This window comes from Catellatospora methionotrophica (assembly GCF_011297335.1).
GTDB classification, from domain to species: Bacteria; Actinomycetota; Actinomycetes; order Mycobacteriales; family Micromonosporaceae; genus Catellatospora; species Catellatospora methionotrophica.
Window position 1 is genome coordinate 194,712 of the sequence record NZ_JAAOTJ010000013.1, and the last position, 17,025, is coordinate 211,736.

The following is a 17,025-nucleotide window of genomic DNA, read 5'->3' on the forward strand; positions in this document are numbered from 1 at the left end:
GTTCGACGGCCATCTACACTCCACAGTCCGACCGTCGGCGGGATGGGGAGCGTGATGGCAGGCCGGTCCGTGCTGGCGGGGCAGCCCGCGTGGTGGCCGGTGGCGGGCGTCGCCGCCCTGGCCGTGGCGGTCGGCGTGGAGTCGGCGCTGCCGGGGCAGCCGATCGTGTCGGCCGTGCTGGTCGGGCTGTCGGCGCTGTGCGGCGCGGTATGGGGCGCGCGCGGGATCGCGGCCGTGCTGGCCGGGTTCGTCGTGCTCGCCGTGTTCGGCCGTCCGGAGCCGGTGGTCGTCCTCGGTATGCCCGTGGCGGCGCTGGTCCTGGCCGGGGCGGCGGGGCTGTGGCGGATCGCGTCGGCCAGGGCGGCCCGCGACCGGCTGGCAGCGCGGGCCGAGGCGGTGGCGGCCGAGCGGGCACGGGTGGCCCGCGAGATGCACGACTCGCTCGGCAAGACCCTCGACGCGATCGCGCTGGGCGCGGCCGCGCTGCCGGACACGCTCGACGAACCCGACCGGGCCGGGCGGCTGGCCCGCGTACTGCGCGACGGGACGCTCGACGCGGCCCGGGACGCCCGCGCGATCATCGACGGCCTGCGCGCACACCCCGCCGACGCGCCGCTGCCAGACCTGGTCGGCGACATCGCGCGGGGGTGGTCGGCGGACACCGGAGTCGCGGTGGACCTGACGGTCGGCGCGGTCGAGGCCGACCCGCAGACCGCCGTCGACCTGTGCTGGATCCTGCGCGAGGCGCTGCGCAACGTCGCCCGGCACGCTGGAGCGGCCCGGGTCGGCGTGCTGCTGCTGCGCCGCGAGGGCGACGACGTGCTGCTGCGCGTCGCCGACGACGGCGTCGGGTTCGCGGTGACCGGCGGGCCGGGATCGTGGTCGGTGGCGGACCCGGGCCCCGTCCCGGAAGGCGGCCGATACGGGCTGGTGGGTATGGCCGAACGAGCCGCCGCCGGAGGTGGTGAGCTGGACGTGGTCAGCGCGCCGGGCCGGGGCACGGTAATCACGGCCCGGATGCCGATCAGGCCACCGGGCGTCGTGGCCGTCGGCGCCGGTCGTGCCGCCAAGGTCGCGCTGCTGGTGACCGGTGCGCTCGTCGCGGCGGCGGTGAGCGTCGCGCTGAGTCCGGGGCAGCGGCCGCCCAGCGCCCTCCCGCCGGCCGTGCCGTCGCCGTCGGCGATGGTGACCCGGTCGCCGTCGCCGTCGCTCGGGGCGGGACCGTCCGCCTCGCCGGTGGCGGGGTCACCTCGGGCGACGAGCTCAGCCGCCGGTGGCGTACCGCCGAAGAGTTCGCGGCCGAGCGCGAAGCCGCAGCCGGACGCCGCCGCCTGCCGGGTGCGGTACAGCATCCGCAACCAGTGGGATCCGGGGTTCATCGCCGACATCACGGTCACCAACACCGGGGGCACGACCGTCGACGGCTGGACGCTGAGGTTCGCGTTCCCGGCCGACCAGCAGCTGATGAACGGCTGGTCGGCGACGGTGGGCCAGTCGGGGCGGGAGGTCACCGCCAACGACGGCGGCTACCACCCGCGGCTCGCGCCGGGCGAGGCCGTCACGTTCGGCATCCAGGGCACCTGGGGCGTCGCCAACCCCGCGCCGTCGGTGTTCACCCTGAACGGCCGCCGCTGCGGCTGACCGGCGCGTACGGCGACGGCCGTCCCTCCAGCCAGGACACGACCGCCTGGGCGCGGTTGCGCGCGCCGAGTTTGCCGTAGATGCGGCTGACCCGGTTGCGCACCGTCTTCTCGGCCAGCGCGAGCCGCACGGCGATCTGGCCGTTGGACTCCCCGGCGACCAGCAGCTCCATGATCTCGCGGTCGCGGCGGGACAGGTCCGGCCGGGCCGGGGGCGGTGCGGAGTCTCCGCGCCGCAGGTGGGCGACCACGTCGGCGACGGCGGCGGGGGACAGGCGGCTCTGGCCGTGCGTCGTGGCGTGCACCGCGTCGAGCAGCTCCCACCGGGTGAACTGCCCCTCGACCAGCACGCTGGTCGCCCCGGCGCGCAGGCAGGCGACCGTGTCCGCCGCGGCGGAGCGCGCGATCAGCAGGCAGGGCACGTGCGCGAGCAGGCGGCCCAGCGCGCCCAGGTCCCGCAGCGGCTGGGCGCTGTGCAGCAGCACCAGGTCGGGCACGGCCAGCGGGCGTCCCGGCAGCAGGTCGGCGGGCGTGAGCTGGGCGGTCACCGCCGCCGCGGACCCGACCAGCGCGGCGATCTCGTCCGGCCGCGACGCGACCACCAGCATGCGTGGTGCGCCCGGCTGCGCGACGGCGGCCGGACGCACCACGCGCCCCTCCCACCCGGTCATCCCGTCACCTCGTCCTGTCGGCACCACTTCACCGGCCCGGCGGAGTCGCGGGCGCCCACCCGTCCGGGGTGACCGCGTCGGGCGCGGGGCATCGAGAGCAGACCACGCCGCGCGCGGACCGGCGACGGTGCGCGGATGTGCGAGACGGGTGCGACTCGGCGCGTTACTGCTGCGGCGGTGCAGGTGGCGGCGCTGGCGGCACCCAGAGCCGCTGGGTGTCGGCGGGCCGGAATTGGGGGGTGAACCGCCGGGTCAGGCGCGGCGGCGGGGGCCGCGCCAGATGGCGGTGGCCTCGTCGCGGGTGCGCGCGCCGAGCTTGGCGAAGACGCGGTTCACGTGGTTCTCGACCGTCTTCACGGCGACGACCAGGCGGTTGGCGATGGCCCCGTTGGACAGGCCGCCTGCGATCAGCTCCATCACCTCGCGCTCACGGCGCGACAGGCCGTGCCGGTCGGCGGTGCGCGGCTCGGGCGCCCGGCGGACGCTGCTGACCAGCACCCGGGCGGCGGTGGGGGACAGGTGCGCCTCGCCACCGGCGACGGCCTGGATGGCCTGGCGCAGCTCGGCCGGTCCGAACTGGCCGTGTACGAGGTAACCGGCCGCGCCCGCGCGGATCGCGGCGAGCACCACGTCCTCGTCGACGGTGCGGGTGAGCATGAGAACCCGGCTGTGCGCGCTGATCGAGGCGATCACCGACAGCCCGTCGCGCCGGGGCATGCGGTGGTCGAGCAGGGTGACGTCGGGGCGCAGGGTGCTGGCCAGCTCCAGGGCGCGCTCGCCGTCGCCCGCCTCGCCGACGACCGACAGCGGCCCCTGCCCGTGCAGCATCTCCCGCAGCACCGAGCGCACGACGCTGTTGTCGTCGGCGACCAGCACGGTGGTGGGCTCGTCCATGGGCTCAAGGTAACGGCGTATCCGCCCGTGGGCCAGAGATTGCGTGAACGGGCTGTCACCGGCGGCGACGTACGTCCCCGCGCGTCCGGGACATCCTTTCGCGACTGTCCCGGCTTTCCGGGGACATTGATGCCAACGATTGCCGGTGCGTTGCCCGCCGGTGAATTCCGCTCCTAGGCTCACCGCCACGGGAGCGCTCCTTCCGGCGTATGGCCTGGTGGTCATGCCCGTGGAGCCGGTCCAGCGGACCGTACTCGCACCAGTGCCTGCGCCGTTGAGGCGGTGAAACGAGGAGGCAGCCTCGTGGGCAGATTGGGAGCGCTCCCAATATCATCCGCTCCACTCGGAAGGCTCGATGATGAGAGGCACCAGAAGAAGGCCGGGAGGTTGGCGTCTCGGCGCGGCCGCCCTGGCCGTGGCGACCGCGGCGGCCCTGGTCACCGCGGTGGCGAGCGCGGCTGAGGCCGCCGAAGCCCACATGGACAACCCGTTCGCGGGGGCCACCACCTACGTCAACCCCGACTACGCGACCCTGATCGACGGGTCCATCGCGCAGACGCCGGACGCGACGCTCAAGGCCAAGATGCAGACGGTCAAGTCGTACCCGACCGCGGTCTGGCTGGACCGGATCGCCGCCATCCACGGCGGGGCCGCCAACGCCGGGCGCAAGAGCCTGGCCGACCACCTGAACCTGGCCGTGGCGCAGAAGGGGACCGGCCCGATCACGGCCACCTTCGTCGTCTACGACCTGCCCGGCCGCGACTGCGCGGCGCTGGCCTCCAACGGCGAACTGCCGCTGACCGCGGCGGGCCTGGCCCGGTACAAGACCGAGTACATCGACGCGATCGCGGCCGAGTTCGCCAAGCCGGCGTACGCCAACGTGCGCATCATCGCGGTGATCGAGCCCGACGGCCTGCCGAACCTGGTCACCAACGTGGCCAGTGACCCGGAGTGCCAGGCGGCGAAGACGTCCGGCCTCCAGGTGCAGGCGGTGCAGTACGCGCTGAACAAGCTGCACGCGATCTCGAACGTGTACACGTACATGGACATCGCGCACTCGGGCTGGCTGGGCTGGGACAACAACCTGACCGGGGTGGTGCAGCTCTACACCCAGACGGTGCAGGGCACCACGGCCGGGCTCGCCAGCGTCGACGGTTTCGTCACCAACGTGTCGAACTACACGCCGACCGCCGAGCCGTTCCTGACCGACCCGAGCCTGAACGTGGGCGGCCAGCCGATCAAGAGCGGCACGTACTACGAGTGGAACCCGCAGTTCGACGAGTCGGACTTCACCGCGGCGCTGTACACGGCGTTCACCGGGGCGGGCTGGCCAGCGGGCATCGGCATGGTCGTCGACACGTCCCGCAACGGCTGGGGCGGTGCGGGACGGCCGACCGCCGTCTCCACCAGCACGAACCTGAACACGTACGTCACCGAGTCCAAGGTGGACCGACGGGTGCACCGGGGCCTGTGGTGCAACACGTCCGGAGCGGGGCTGGGCGCTCCGCCGCAGTCGGCGCCGGGCGGGTTCGCGGCCTCGCACCTGGACGCCTACATCTGGGTCAAGCCGCCGGGCGAGTCCGACGGCTCCAGCTCGACGATCCCGAACGACGAGGGCAAGCTCGCGGACCCGATGTGCAACCCGGACTTCAACGCCCCCGCCGGGGGCGGCAACAAGACCGGGGCGCTGCCGAACGCGCCGCTGGCCGGGCACTGGTTCCACGACCAGTTCGCGATGCTGGTCGCCAACGCCAACCCGGCGGTGCCGACCGCACCGGTCAACGACACCCAGGCGCCCAGCGTGCCGGGCGGGCTGACCGTCACCGGCACGACCGCCTCGAGCGTGGCGCTGGCCTGGACCGCGTCGACCGACAACATCGGCGTGACCGGCTACGACGTGTACCGGGGCACCACGAAGGTCGGCACGGCCACGGGCACGACCTACAGCGACACGGGCCTGACCGCTTCCACGGCGTACAGCTACACGGTGCGGGCGCGGGACGCGGCGGGCAACACCTCGGCGGCTTCGGCGTCCGTCACCGGCACCACGACCGCGGGCGGCGGTGACACCAGCGCGCCGACCGTCCCGGCGAACCTGCGCGCGGGTGCGGTCACCACCTCCAGCATCACGCTGGCCTGGGACGCCTCGACCGACAACGTCGGCGTGACCGGCTACGACGTGTACCGGGGCACCACCAAGGCCAACGCGAACCCGGTGGTCGGCACCAGCTACACCGACACGGGTCTGACCGCCTCCACGGCGTACAGCTACACGGTCCGGGCGCGCGACGCGGCGGGCAACGTCTCGGCGGCCTCGGCGGCGTTCAGTGCGACGACCTCGGGCACCGGCGGCGGCACCGGCAAGGACTGGCTGCACACCGTCGGCAACAAGATCGTCGACGAGAGCGGCAACGAGGTCTGGCTGACCGGTGTGAACTGGTTCGGCTTCAACGCCACCGAGAAGGTGTTCCACGGCCTGTGGTCGGGCAACATCACCTCGATCACCCGGTCGATGTCGCAGCGCGGCATCAACATCGTGCGCGTGCCGATCTCCACCCAGCTGCTGCTGGAGTGGAAGAACGGCCAGGCCGCGGTGCCCAGCGGCGTCAACACGTTCGCCAACCCCGAGCTGGTCGGCAAGACCACGCTGCAGGTGTGGGACTACTGGCTGGGGCTGTGCGAGCAGTACGGCATCAAGGTCATGATCGACGTGCACAGCGCCGAGGCCGACAACTCCGGGCACATCTACCCGGTGTGGTGGAAGGGCTCGGTCACCAGCGAGCAGTTCTACCAGGCGTGGGAGTGGGTCGCCGACCGGTACAAGAACAACGACACGGTCGTCGCCATGGACGTCAAGAACGAGCCGCACGGCAAGCACAACGAGAGCCCGCGCGCCAAGTGGGACAACTCGACCGACCAGGACAACTTCAAGAACGCCTGCCAGGTCGCCGGCAACCGGATCCTCGCGAAGAACCCGAACGTGCTCATCCTCTGCGAGGGCATCGAGATCTTCCCGAAGAACGGCACCAACTGGTCCTCGACCGTCGAGGGCGACTACCACTTCAACTGGTGGGGCGGCAACCTGCGCGGCGTCGCGAACTACCCGGTGAACCTGGGTGTCAACCAGGACCAGCTGGTGTACTCGCCGCACGACTACGGCCCGCTGGTCTACAACCAGCCGTGGTTCGACAAGCCGTTCGACAAGGCCTCGCTGACCACCGACGTGTGGGACCCGAACTGGCTCTACATCCACAAGCAGAACAAGGCTCCGCTGCTCATCGGCGAGTGGGGCGGCCGGCTGGGCATGGACGCCCGGCAGGACAAGTGGATGCTGGCGCTGCGCGACACCATCGTCGAGCACCGGCTGCACCAGACGTTCTGGTGCCTGAACCCCAACTCCGGTGACACCGGCGGCCTGCTGCTCGACGACTGGGCCACCTGGGACGAGGCGAAGTACGCCATGCTCAAGCCGGCGCTGTGGTCCTCGGGCGGCAAGTTCGTCAGCCTCGACCACCAGGTCAAGCTCGGCGGTACGGGCAGCACGACGGGCATCAGCCTGACCGACCTGTACGGCGGCACCACCGACACCCAGGCCCCGTCGGTCCCAGGCGGCCTGACCGTCACCGGGACCACGTCGTCGACCGTGTCGCTGTCGTGGACCGCGTCCACGGACAACGTCGCGGTCACCGGCTACGACGTCTACCGGGGCACTGCCAAGGTCAACGCCAACCCGGTGGTGGGCACGACCTACACCGACGCGGGCCTGACCGCCTCGACCGCGTACACCTACACGGTCCGGGCACGGGACGCGGCGGGCAACGTCTCGGCGGCGTCCGCCTCGGCGACCGGCACCACCACCGGCGGTGGCGGCGACACCCAGGCCCCGTCCGTCCCGGGCGGGCTGACCGTCACCGGCACCACGCAGACCAGCGTGTCCCTGTCGTGGACGGCGTCGACCGACGACGTCGGCGTCACCGGCTACGACGTGTACCGGGGGTCGACGAAGGTCAACGCGAACCCGGTCACCGCGACGGCGTACACCGACGCGGGCCTGACGCCCGCGACGGCGTACAGCTACTCGGTGCGGGCGCGTGACGCGGCGGGCAACGTGTCGGCGGCCTCGTCGAGCGTGAGCGCGACGACGCAGCCGTCCACGCCGGCCGGCGGGCTCAAGGTGCAGTACCGCAACGGCGGCGGCAACGCCTCCGACGGGGAGATCCGCCCGGTCGTGCAGGTGCTCAACACCGGCACGTCGGCGGTCGCGCTGAACACGGTGAAGGTGCGCTACTACTTCACCCGCGACGGCTCGGCCCCGATCAGCGTGTACTGCGACTGGGCCGTGGTCGGCTGCGGCAACCTGACCGCGACCGTGGTCAGCATGGCCTCGCCGAAGAACGGCGCGGACGCGTACCTGGAGATCGCCTTCACCGGCGGCAGCCTCGCCGCCGGTGGCGGCACCGGTGACATCCAGGTCCGGATGAACAAGAACGACTGGTCGGCGTTCAACGAGAACAACGACTACAGCTACGGCACCGGCAGCTCCTTCGCCGACGCCCCGAAGATCACCGCGCACGTGGGCTCGTCGCTCGCGTGGGGCGTGATCCCCTCCTGAAAGCGGCGGCCGGCGCGCGTCGCCCCGCGCGCCGGCCGCTCAGGACGGCTTCGGCTTCGGGGTGGGCTGCCCCGACAGCAGCTCGAACTGGGCGTTGTCGAGGGTGCCCTTGCCGGTTACCCGGTAGCCGGGGCCCATCGTGCCCAGGCTCAGCGCGATCTCGGCCTCGTTGCGGGTGTACCAGCGCTTGCGCGGGGCCTCGCTGGTGCGGGAGGCGGGCAGCACCGAGCCGGTCCCGTTGACGTACGGCCGTCCGGGCACCAGGCGCTCGGTCGCCGACATGGTCACGATCGCGGAGTTGTCGCCGGTGTAGTTCCACTGCACCTCGGCGAAGTCGTCGTCGCCCTCACCGGTCTGCATCTCGGTGGCGTTGAGCGTGTCGTCGTTGTACGCCGCGACCAGCCGCTTGCCCGCCTCGATGTCGTCGATGAGCAGCACCGTCAGGTCCGTCGAGTCGTACTTGCCGCGCAGGTGGATGTCGCGGGCGATCACCGAGTAGCGGTCGGCGACGCCCATGCCGGTGCGCCACCGGTCGACGAACTGCGGCAGTGGCAGGTTTCCCCACGTGTGGTCGTGGTAGCCGGTGCCGATGAAGTCGCGCTTCTCGTTGTAGAACACGATGTGGCCCTCGGCCTTGCCCGACGGGACCGCGGCGAACCAGGCCTGGTACTGCTCCGGCCCGCCCAGGTAGACGTAGCCCGTTCCCGGCCGGAACGGCGCGGCGGTGCTGGTCAGGTTCAGGTTCAGGGTGATGTCGTTGGCCTTGCCCCGTAGCTGGTAGCTCTTCAGGTCGCCGGTGAGCGTGAACGGCCCCACCTTGACGTTGCAGTGGTCCGGGGCGCTGGCGAACTCGCGCCAGTCGTAGGTCTGGAACACGCTGAACTCGTTGCCCCACGGGGTGGTGATCAGCAGGTTCACCGCCGGTCGCCGGTCGGATTCGGTGCCCAGCCCGTCGCCGGGGCGGGTCTTCAGCGTGAACGAGACCACGATGCCGTCGTCGCCGGTCAGCTCGGTGTGCCACCACTCGTACGTCCTGGGGTCCTCGTTGGTGGCGGCCGTGCGGAAGCCGTCCTCCCAGGCGTAGAACGTGTCAGGCTTGAGGTTGAGCAGCGCGTAGTCGTTCGGGGTGGTGCCGTAGCGGTTGAGCGTGGGGCCCTGGGCGGGCGGGCCGGTCGGCGCGGACCGGCTGCACGCGGACAGCCCGGGGAGCGCGACGAACGATCCTGCTGCCAGTGCCCGCAGCGCCGTGCGGCGGGAGAACCTTCCGGGAACCTCACTCATCGTGCTCGCCGTCCCATCACGCCGCAGCGCCGGCCTTTCAGGTGGATCACCCTATTGCCCTGGTTTGCGTAATGTAGCTCGCGTTCGACCTGCGTGTAGGCGAGATCGCCAACCTGGCCGTGAGCCGAGGTCAGGTGATCAAGGGGGCGGGGTCAGCGGGGGACGCGGAGCCAGATGTTGGTGCAGGCGGGGGTGTGGGTGACGCTGAGCTGCTCCAGGCGGGTGCCGTCGCCGCCGGGGCGGTCGAACAGTCGGGTGCCGTCGCCGAGCAGCGTGGGGACCACGTGGATGAGGACCTCGTCCAGCAGTCCGGCGTCCAGGCAGTCACGGGCGATGGCCGCGCCGATCAGCACCGCGTACCCGTCGCCCGCGGCGGCCTTCGCGGTGGCCACGGCCTCGGCCAGGTCGTCGACGAAGATGTAGTCCGGGTCGGGGTCGTCGGGGGCGTCGCGGGTGTAGACCAGCTGCGGGCCGGTCCAGGCTCCGCCGTAGACCCGGCCCTCGTCGCTCGGCCCCTGCCCGTCGGGGCCGAAGTAGGTCCGGTGGCCGATCAGGACCGCGCCGATGCGCGACATCACCTCGTCGACGGCAGGGTTCGGGCCCTCGTATCCCGCCATCCACGACATGTCGCCGCCCGGTCCGGTGACGAAGCCGTCCAGCGACATCGTGATGTGCCACAGCACCTTGCCCATGCGTGTTCCTCCCGTGGTGCGGCGTATGCGCTACATCCGATCACGACGAGACGTATTTCTGAAAGTTTCAGTGGCTCTGCGGCGATATGAGGCTTCGATGGATGCATATGTTGCGAAGGGATTACCGGAGCCTTAAGCTCTGGTCGATGGGAGCGCTCCCGGTCGCTGGCCAGGGCGTTTGCTGCCCCCTTGTTGCCCGACGAGGGTCGCGTCTGCGCGCGCCCATGCCCGATCCCGACGAAAGGCTCGTCATGAGACTCCTCCCGCGCGCGTCCCGGCGCGCCCTGATCGCGGCCGGCGCGGTCGGCGCGCTCGCCATGGGCGTCACCGTCGCGCTGCCCGTGGTCAACGCGATGGCCGCCAGCGGCTGCTCCGTCACCTACACCATCGCCAACCAGTGGCAGGGCGGCTTCACCGCCAACGTCACCGTCAAGAACCTCGGCGACCAGCTCAACGGCTGGACGCTCGGCTTCACCTTCCCGAACTCCGGCCAGCAGGTCACCCAGGGCTGGTCGGCCACGTACGCCCAGAGCGGCGCGAACGTCACCGCGGCGAGCATGAGCTACAACGGCTCGCTGGCCACCAACGCCTCCACCGGCATCGGCTTCAACGGCAGCTGGACCAGCGCCAACCCGGTGCCGACGTCGTTCACGCTCAACGGCACGGTGTGCACCGGTTCGACGACCCCCAGCTCGCCCGCGCCGAGCAGCTCGGCGTCGCCCCGGCCGTCCGCCTCGCCGAGCCCGTCGCAGCCGGTCGGGCAGACGCCCGTCGCGATCAACGGCCAGCTGCGCGTCTGCGGGGTGAACCTGTGCAACCGGTTCAACCGCCCGATCCAGCTGCGCGGCATGAGCACGCACGGCCTGCAGTGGTTCGCGAACTGCTACAACGACAACTCGCTCAACGCGCTGGCCGGCGACTGGCAGGCCGACCTGCTGCGGGTGTCGATGTACGTGCAGGAGCAGGGCTACGAGACCAACCCGGCCGGGTTCACCAACCAGGTGAACAACCTCGTCGAGGAGGCCACCGAGCGGGGCCTGTACGCGATGATCGACTTCCACACGCTGACGCCGGGTGACCCGATGTACAACCTGGAGCGGGCGAAGACCTTCTTCGCGGCCGTGTCGGCCCGCCACGCGGCCAAGAACAACGTGATCTACGAGATCACCAACGAGCCGAACGGCGTGAGCTGGTCGACCATCAAGAACTACGCCGAGCAGGTCATCCCGGTGATCCGCGCCAACGACCCGGACGCCGTGGTCATCGTCGGCACCCGCGGCTGGTCGTCGCTGGGCGTCTCGGAGGGCGGCAACTCCACCGAGATCATCAACAACAAGGTCAACGCCACCAACATCATGTACGCGTTCCACTTCTACGCCGCGTCGCACAAGGACAACTACCGCGCCGAGGTCGAGCGGGCCGCCGCCGCGCTGCCGATCTTCGTCACCGAGTTCGGCACGGTCACCTACACCGGCGGCGGCGCGGTCGACCAGTCCAGCAGCACCGCCTGGCTGGACATGCTGGACCGGCTGAAGATCGGCTACGCGAACTGGACCTACTCCGACGCGAGCGAGGGCAGTGCCGCGTTCAAGCCGGGCACCTGCAACGGCAGCCAGTACGCGGGCACCTCGGTGCTGACCGAGTCCGGCAACTTCATGCGCAGCCGGATCCGGACCGCCGACAACTTCCCGACCAGCTGACCCGCCCCTGAACAGCGGCGCGGCCCCCTTCGTGCCCGGCGAAGGGGGCCGCGCCGTGTCGTGTCGGGTTGTCGAGGCTGGCGCCGGACGCGTACTGTCGTCTGCCGCTGGGAAACACGACGGGTGTGCGCGTCGTTGCGTCACCAGAGGCCAATTCAACCGTGAGGAGCTGGTATGGGCGAGCGCGTGCTGCGGGGAAGCCGACTGGGCGCCGTCAGCTACGAGTCTGACCGCAACACCGAGTTCGCGCCCCGGCAGACCCGTGAGTTCTCCTGCGTCAACGGACACCGCTTCGAGGTGCCGTTCGCCGTGGACGCCGAGGTGCCCTCGACGTGGGAGTGCAAGTTCGACGGCGCGGTGGCGCGGCTGGTCGACGGCACCGAGCCGGAGCAGAAGAAGGTCAAGCCCCCGCGTACGCACTGGGACATGCTGCTGGAGCGCCGCTCCATCGAGGAGCTCGAGGAGATCCTGAACGAGCGCCTGGCCGAGGTGCGCACCAAGCGCGGCCGCTGATCCCGGATACCGCCGACGCCGGCGCAGGTCCTGCGGGACCGCGCCGGCTTTCGCGTGTCCGCCGCACGACGCGACCGGCGGTGCCGCTCGGGTAGCGTCCACCCGCATGTACACGCTGCGGCGGCTGACCGCCGAACACGCCCCGGCGCTGCTGGCCTTCGAGACGGCCAACCGGGCCTGGTTCGCCCGGACCATCCCCGACCGGGGCGAGGACTACTTCACGCACTTCGCGCAGCGGCACACCGCGATCCTCGCCGAGCAGGCGGCCGGGCTGCACCACTTCCACGTGGTCGTCGACCCGGCCGGTGAGATCGCGGGCCGGGTCAACCTCGTCGACGTCGCCGACGGCAGCGCGGAGCTCGGCTACCGGATCGCCGCGAGCGCCGCCGGCCGGGGACTGGCCACGGCGATGGTGGCGCAGGTCTGCGCGCTGGCCGCGAACGCGTACGGGCTGACCGGGCTCACCGCCGTGACCACCCTCGACAACCCCGCCTCGGCCGCGGTGCTCCGGCGCAACGGGTTCACCGTCGACGGCCCGATCACGCTCGGTGATCGGCCGGGCGAGCGGTACGTCCGTGACCTGGTGAATCCGGCAGAGTGAGGGTCCGATAGCGCTGCGCGGTCACGTACCGCGACCTCGAAGACTTTCCCGCGCCGCCGCATCGCGGTAATCTGCCAGGCGGCCGCGCCCGTGCAGAGTCCCCCTCACCCCTGGCGGCCGCCGCTGCGCGCCCCGGCTCCTGCGCGGCGGACGACGGAAGGATCCAGTACGTGCCCACCCCGGTGCGCAGCCCCCGCCCCGCGTCCCTGTTCGCCCTGCTCGTGGCCGCCGTGCTGCTGATCACCGGCTTCGGGACGTCCGCCTACGCCGAGCCCAACGAGATCCCGTCGACCAAGGTCGGCCAGGCGCGCCAGGCGCTGGAGAGCGCCGCCGGGCAGTATCTGGAGGCCGAGGCGGCGCTGGCGAAGGCCAAAAAAGAGCAGAGCACCATGAACCAGACGCTGCTCGCGGCGGAGAACCGGTACACCCGCGTGCGGACCAGCGTGGCCAAGTACGCCGCCGAGGCGTACAAGTCGGGGCGTCTGGGCGTCGTCGGCGTCATGCTGAACGCGAACTCGCCCGACGAGTTCCTGACCCGCTCCGCCGCGCTGGAGAAGATGACCGCCCGCGACGAGGCCCGCATCAGCGAACTGGTCCAGGTCAAGGCCGAGATCTCCGCCGCCAAGGCGGCTGTGGACGCCTCCGTCAAGGAGCAGGCCAAGCACCTGGGCGAGATGGCGAAGCTGCGCAAGGCCGCCGACAAGGCGCTCAGCGCGCTGGGCGGCGGGGCCACCCTCGGCTGGGTCGACCCGGACTCGCCGCTGGCCATTCCTGCCAAACGCAACGCGGACGGCACCTGGCCCAAGGAGATCTGCAGCATCAACGACCCCACCCGGCCGTCGTCGAGCGCGTGCATCACCCCGCGCACCCTGCACGCCTACGAGCAGGCACGCGAGGACGGGTTCAAGCGCTACACCTCGTGCTGGCGACCCGGCGACATGTACGAGCACCCCAAGGGCCGGGCCTGCGACTTCTCGGCCGCGGCGGGCGGCTTCGGCGGCACGGCCGCGGGCGGCGACCGCACCTACGGCAACAAGCTCGCCGCATACTTCGTCAAGAACGCCAGGGCGCTGGGAGTCATGTACGTCATCTGGTTCTGCCAGGTGTGGACCGCCACCGGCGGCGGCTGGCACCGGTACTCCCCGACCGGGGCGAAGTGCGGGGACTCGCCGTCGGCCGACCACACCGACCACGTGCACCTGTCGGTCTACTAGCTCACGCGCCGGTCTGCCCGTCGAGGCTTTCGCGCAGCAGGTCGAGGTGGCCGCAGTGGCGTGCGGTCTCCTCGATCATGTGCGCGTACGCGTACCGCAGGCTGAAGGTGTTGCCCTCGGCCTTCGCCCGCTCGTCGAGCCCGGCGTCGCGTACCGCCTGCCGGGACCGCTCGCACTCGGCGAGGTAGCCCGCCACGATCCCGGCGAGCGTCTCTCCGTGCCGGACCGGGAACGCCCCGTCGGGCTCCTGCTCGGTCCAGGGCCAGGGCACGTCCAGCCCGGCGAAGTCGATGCTGAACCAGAACCGCTCCACCCCCGTCAGGTGGCGCACCAGCCCCGCCGGGGTCAGCGCGGACGGCTGCACCGGTCGGCTGAACGCCTGCTCGTCGGTCAGCCCGGCGACCTTGTTCACCACGGTCGCGCGCAGGAAGTCCAGCAACCCGGCCAGGGTCTCGCGCTCCGTGCCGTCTTCCGGCGGCCGGACTCGCGACACCACCGCCACCTCATCGATCGTCATCGCGACAGGGTATGGCGGGACACCGACACCGGCGGCCCCGCCGCCGCCCGGAACGATCCGCCGACGCAACGTCACCACGGCGATCTGATCCTCGTCACGCGAACGGACGGGCCGCTCGCGTGGACAGAATTTCTCGCGTTGGGTGTAATGGCGCGACGGGTGGCGGGACTTATCAGCGACACACCGCTACCTCGGGAGGCAGTCATGCGGTCAGACACGTCCCTCGCCAGGGCCGCCGCGGCAGGCGACCGTGAGGCGTTCGACCGGCTCTACCGCCTGTACCGGCCGGGCCTGCTCGGCTTCGTGTTCCGGCAGGTAGGCGACCGGCACACCGCCGAGGACGTGGTCCAGGAGACGTTCCTGGTGGCCTGGCGCGACCTGGCCAAGCTGCGCGATCCCGACGTGATCCGGACCTGGCTGTTCTCCATCGCGTACCGCCGGGCCATGTCGGTCGCGGCCCGGGTGGCTCCCGCGCCGCTGCCCGATCCGGCGCTGCTGGTCGACGACGCCCCCGGCCGCCACCCGGAGCAGGCCGCCGAGCAGCGGGAGGCGTACGAACTGGTCTGGGCCGCCGCCCACGGACTCGAACCGCGCCAGCGTGCGGTCCTGGAACTCAACGTGCGCTGGGACCTGTCGACCCGCGAGATCGGCGAAGTCCTCGGCGTCGGCACCGCCCACGCGGCGGTGCTGGTGCACCGGTCCCGTGCCGCGCTGGGCAGCGCGGTGCGCACCGTGCTCATCGCCCGCCGCCACGGCCGCTGCGCCGGGCTCGACGCCATCGTGCACGGCCGCAGGCGGCTGACCTCCCGCGAACGCTCCCAGGTCGACCGGCACGTACGCGGCTGCGACCAGTGCAGCCGCCTGTCCGCCCGCAACGGCGCGTACGCGGTGTTCGCCGCGCTGCTGGCGCTGACCGACGGCCCCGTGCCGGGCGGCTCGGCGCAGCAGAGCCCGGCCGCCGCGATCGCCGCCGCGGGTGGGCGCGGCCTGCGCCTGCCCGGCAAGCTGGCCCTCGGCTCGGCAGCCACCGTGCTGGCCGCGACCGGCGTGTACGCGCTGGTCCCCGTCATCGACCACAGCCCCGGCGCGGACCGGCCGGGCGCCGCCGCTGTCGCCGCCGCGGCGGGTGCCGCCTCGGGCTCCGCCTCCCCGTCGGGCGCCGTGCCGGCCTCGGCCTCGCCCTCGACCGCCCCGGTCAGCCCGTCGGCCGCGCCGTCGCCGTCGCCCACCGCGTCGGTGCGGCCCAGCCCCACCAAGGCCGCCCCGGCGACGCTGGAGGCCCAGATGCTGGCCCTGGTCAACCAGGCCCGCAAGAGCGCCGGATGCGGCGCGCTGCGCGCCGAGCCGAAGCTGGACAAGGCCTCCCGCCTGCACAGCGCCGACATGGTCAAGCGCGACTACTTCTCGCACACCACCCCGGACGGGGTCACCCCGTGGGACCGGGCCAAGGCCGCCGGTTACACCCAGCCGTCGGCGGAGAACATCGCGGCGGGCAACGCCACCGCCAAGGCCAGCATGAACCAGTGGATGAACTCGCCCGGCCACAAGGCGAACATCCTGAACTGCTCGTACAAGGCCATGGGTGTCGGCCGGGCCACCGGCGGCGGCTACCGCTACTACTGGACCCAGATGTTCGGCTTCCGCTGATCCTCTGCTCGCGCGCCGCGACACGGCCACGGTGACCTACGCCGCATCGTGGCGGGCCGTGCTGCCCGGCCGCCTAGGCTCTCGTCATCGGATCATGATGAACCGGGTGGCGGCGACCTGTCGGCGGCGACCGGCCCGGGGAAGGCGTGGCAAGGATGCAGACGACACTGACCGTCGCCGAGGGCGTGGCGGTGCTGCTGGCGGGCATGGCCGCGGGCGGCATCAACGCGGTGGTGGGCTCCGGCACGCTGGTGACCTTCCCGGTGCTGCTGGCCCTGGGCTACCCGCCGGTCGTCGCGAACGTCTCCAACACGGTCGGCCTGGTGCCCGGTTCACTCTCCGGGGCGTACGCCTACCGCAAGGAGCTCGCCGGGCAGCGCCCGCTGCTGCTGCGCCTGGGCACCGCCTCCGCGCTGGGCGCGCTGCTGGGCGCGGTGCTGCTGCTGTGGCTGCCGCCGGGCGCGTTCAAGGCGATCGTGCCGGTGCTGATCGGACTGGCCCTGGTGCTGGTGATCCTGCAGCCGAGGCTGGCCAGGTCGCTGGCTACGCGCCGCCCCGAGCGGGACCGGCATGTGGGCCCGCTGCTGCTGCTCGGCGTCTTCGGTGCGGGCGTGTACGGCGGCTACTTCGGCGCGGCCCAGGGCGTGCTGCTGCTGGGGCTGCTCGGCGTGCTGCTGTCCACCGACCTGCAGTGGGTCAACGGCATCAAGAACCTGCTGGCCGCGCTGGTCAACGGCGTCGCTGCGGTGCTGTTCATCGCCCTGGGCATGGTCTCCTGGCAGCCCGCGCTGCTCATCGCCGCGGGTTCGGTCGTCGGCGGCCTCATCGGCGGCCGCTGGGGCCGCCGCCTACCCCCCGCCGCCCTGCGCACCCTGATCGTCATCATCGGCCTAGCCGCCATGCTCCAACTCCTCACCTAGTCCGAAAACTTGAGGGTGAGTGGGCAGGCGGCAGCGTCTCGGCGTAGCGCAGCGGAGCCGGGACAGGGTTTGTCGTTGTATCGCGGTCAGGCGGCTGCCGGTTCGATGGTGACCTTGTAGCCG

General features: G+C 71.9%; 12 protein-coding genes and 3 pseudogenes. 10 read left to right on the plus strand and 5 right to left on the minus strand.

The annotated features are described in order from the left end of the window. The first annotated feature begins 54 nt into the window (after positions 1-54). Positions 55-1,641 (plus strand): cellulose binding domain-containing protein, encoded by a 1,587-nt coding sequence (locus HAV40_RS26040; protein ID WP_166385674.1) that lies wholly within the window; start codon positions 55-57, stop codon positions 1,639-1,641. Here HAV40_RS26040 and HAV40_RS26045 read toward each other — a convergent pair. Next, positions 1,613-2,311: a response regulator transcription factor gene (locus HAV40_RS26045; RefSeq protein ID WP_166385676.1), complete on the minus strand. Its 699-nt coding sequence runs from the start codon at positions 2,309-2,311 to the stop codon at positions 1,613-1,615. The genes HAV40_RS26040 and HAV40_RS26045 overlap by 29 nt on opposite strands. 252 nt (positions 2,312-2,563) lie before the next feature. Then, positions 2,564-3,205 carry a response regulator gene (locus HAV40_RS26050; protein ID WP_166385678.1) on the minus strand — a complete coding sequence of 214 codons (642 nt, stop codon included), beginning with the start codon at positions 3,203-3,205 and terminating at the stop codon, positions 2,564-2,566. A 478-nt stretch (positions 3,206-3,683) separates the two neighbouring features. On the opposite strand from HAV40_RS26050, the pseudogene HAV40_RS38635 reads away from it, so the two are divergent. From HAV40_RS38635 to HAV40_RS38640, 3 pseudogenes are all read left to right on the plus strand, one after another. Next, positions 3,684-5,234, plus strand: a pseudogene (locus tag HAV40_RS38635) (glycoside hydrolase family 6 protein); the annotation flags it as partial. 102 nt (positions 5,235-5,336) lie between these two features. Next, positions 5,337-7,322, plus strand: a pseudogene (locus tag HAV40_RS38110) (cellulase family glycosylhydrolase); the annotation flags it as partial. Between the two features lie 69 nt (positions 7,323-7,391). After that, positions 7,392-7,817: pseudogene (locus tag HAV40_RS38640) on the plus strand (cellulose binding domain-containing protein); the annotation flags it as partial. Positions 7,818-7,856: 39 nt separating this feature from the next. On the opposite strand, the gene HAV40_RS26060 reads toward HAV40_RS38640, so the two are convergent. Both HAV40_RS26060 and HAV40_RS26065 read right to left on the minus strand, forming a co-directional pair. Beyond that, on the minus strand, positions 7,857-9,098 hold the full coding sequence (locus HAV40_RS26060) for a lipocalin-like domain-containing protein (RefSeq protein WP_166385682.1): 1,242 nt from the start codon (positions 9,096-9,098) through the stop codon (positions 7,857-7,859). 152 nt (positions 9,099-9,250) lie between these two features. Next, positions 9,251-9,790 (minus strand): dihydrofolate reductase family protein, encoded by a 540-nt coding sequence (locus HAV40_RS26065; RefSeq protein WP_166385684.1) that lies wholly within the window; start codon positions 9,788-9,790, stop codon positions 9,251-9,253. Between the two features lie 251 nt (positions 9,791-10,041). On the opposite strand from HAV40_RS26065, the gene HAV40_RS26070 reads away from it, so the two are divergent. The 4 genes from HAV40_RS26070 to HAV40_RS26085 all read left to right on the plus strand — a co-directional run bounded on the left by HAV40_RS26070 (position 10,042) and on the right by HAV40_RS26085 (position 13,818). Further along, on the plus strand, positions 10,042-11,490 hold the full coding sequence (locus tag HAV40_RS26070; RefSeq protein WP_166385686.1) for a cellulase family glycosylhydrolase: 1,449 nt from the start codon (positions 10,042-10,044) through the stop codon (positions 11,488-11,490). 174 nt (positions 11,491-11,664) lie between these two features. Beyond that, positions 11,665-12,003 carry an RNA polymerase-binding protein RbpA gene (locus tag HAV40_RS26075; RefSeq protein ID WP_120319291.1) on the plus strand — a complete coding sequence of 113 codons (339 nt, stop codon included), beginning with the start codon at positions 11,665-11,667 and terminating at the stop codon, positions 12,001-12,003. 106 nt (positions 12,004-12,109) lie between these two features. Next, the gene (locus tag HAV40_RS26080) at positions 12,110-12,604 is read left to right on the plus strand and encodes a GNAT family N-acetyltransferase (RefSeq protein ID WP_166385688.1); all 495 of its coding nucleotides are present in this window, start codon (positions 12,110-12,112) and stop codon (positions 12,602-12,604) included. 170 nt (positions 12,605-12,774) lie between these two features. Further along, a complete protein-coding gene (locus HAV40_RS26085; RefSeq protein WP_239086675.1) occupies positions 12,775-13,818 on the plus strand; it encodes a coiled-coil domain-containing protein in 1,044 nt (347 codons plus the stop codon). Position 13,819: 1 nt separating this feature from the next. Here HAV40_RS26085 and HAV40_RS26090 read toward each other — a convergent pair whose 3' ends face one another. Continuing rightward, complete coding sequence (locus HAV40_RS26090; RefSeq protein WP_166385690.1) at positions 13,820-14,335, minus strand: DinB family protein; 516 nt, start codon at positions 14,333-14,335, stop codon at positions 13,820-13,822. Between the two features lie 204 nt (positions 14,336-14,539). Here HAV40_RS26090 and HAV40_RS26095 point away from each other — a divergent pair, with 204 nt between their 5' ends. Both HAV40_RS26095 and HAV40_RS26100 read left to right on the plus strand, forming a co-directional pair. Continuing rightward, a complete protein-coding gene (locus tag HAV40_RS26095; protein ID WP_166385692.1) occupies positions 14,540-15,982 on the plus strand; it encodes a sigma-70 family RNA polymerase sigma factor in 1,443 nt (480 codons plus the stop codon). 155 nt (positions 15,983-16,137) lie between these two features. Beyond that, positions 16,138-16,902, plus strand: coding sequence for a sulfite exporter TauE/SafE family protein (locus HAV40_RS26100; protein ID WP_205694006.1), 765 nt, complete (start codon positions 16,138-16,140; stop codon positions 16,900-16,902). Positions 16,903-17,025: the final 123 nt, after the last annotated feature.

Bases quoted from the DNA above. Each gene is read 5' to 3' on its own strand.
- HAV40_RS26080 (WP_166385688.1), top strand. From the start codon at position 12,110: ATGTACACGCTGCGGCGGCTGACCGCCGAACACGCCCCGGCGCTGCTG.
- HAV40_RS26050 (WP_166385678.1), bottom strand. From the start codon at position 3,205: ATGGACGAGCCCACCACCGTGCTGGTCGCCGACGACAACAGCGTCGTG.
- HAV40_RS26100 (WP_205694006.1), top strand. From the start codon at position 16,138: ATGCAGACGACACTGACCGTCGCCGAGGGCGTGGCGGTGCTGCTGGCG.
- HAV40_RS26070 (WP_166385686.1), top strand. From the start codon at position 10,042: ATGAGACTCCTCCCGCGCGCGTCCCGGCGCGCCCTGATCGCGGCCGGC.
- HAV40_RS26065 (WP_166385684.1), bottom strand. From the start codon at position 9,790: ATGGGCAAGGTGCTGTGGCACATCACGATGTCGCTGGACGGCTTCGTC.
- HAV40_RS26095 (WP_166385692.1), top strand. From the start codon at position 14,540: ATGCGGTCAGACACGTCCCTCGCCAGGGCCGCCGCGGCAGGCGACCGT.
- HAV40_RS26060 (WP_166385682.1), bottom strand. From the start codon at position 9,098: ATGAGTGAGGTTCCCGGAAGGTTCTCCCGCCGCACGGCGCTGCGGGCA.
- HAV40_RS26045 (WP_166385676.1), bottom strand. From the start codon at position 2,311: ATGACCGGGTGGGAGGGGCGCGTGGTGCGTCCGGCCGCCGTCGCGCAG.
- HAV40_RS26075 (WP_120319291.1), top strand. From the start codon at position 11,665: ATGGGCGAGCGCGTGCTGCGGGGAAGCCGACTGGGCGCCGTCAGCTAC.
- HAV40_RS26090 (WP_166385690.1), bottom strand. From the start codon at position 14,335: ATGACGATCGATGAGGTGGCGGTGGTGTCGCGAGTCCGGCCGCCGGAA.
- HAV40_RS26040 (WP_166385674.1), top strand. From the start codon at position 55: ATGGCAGGCCGGTCCGTGCTGGCGGGGCAGCCCGCGTGGTGGCCGGTG.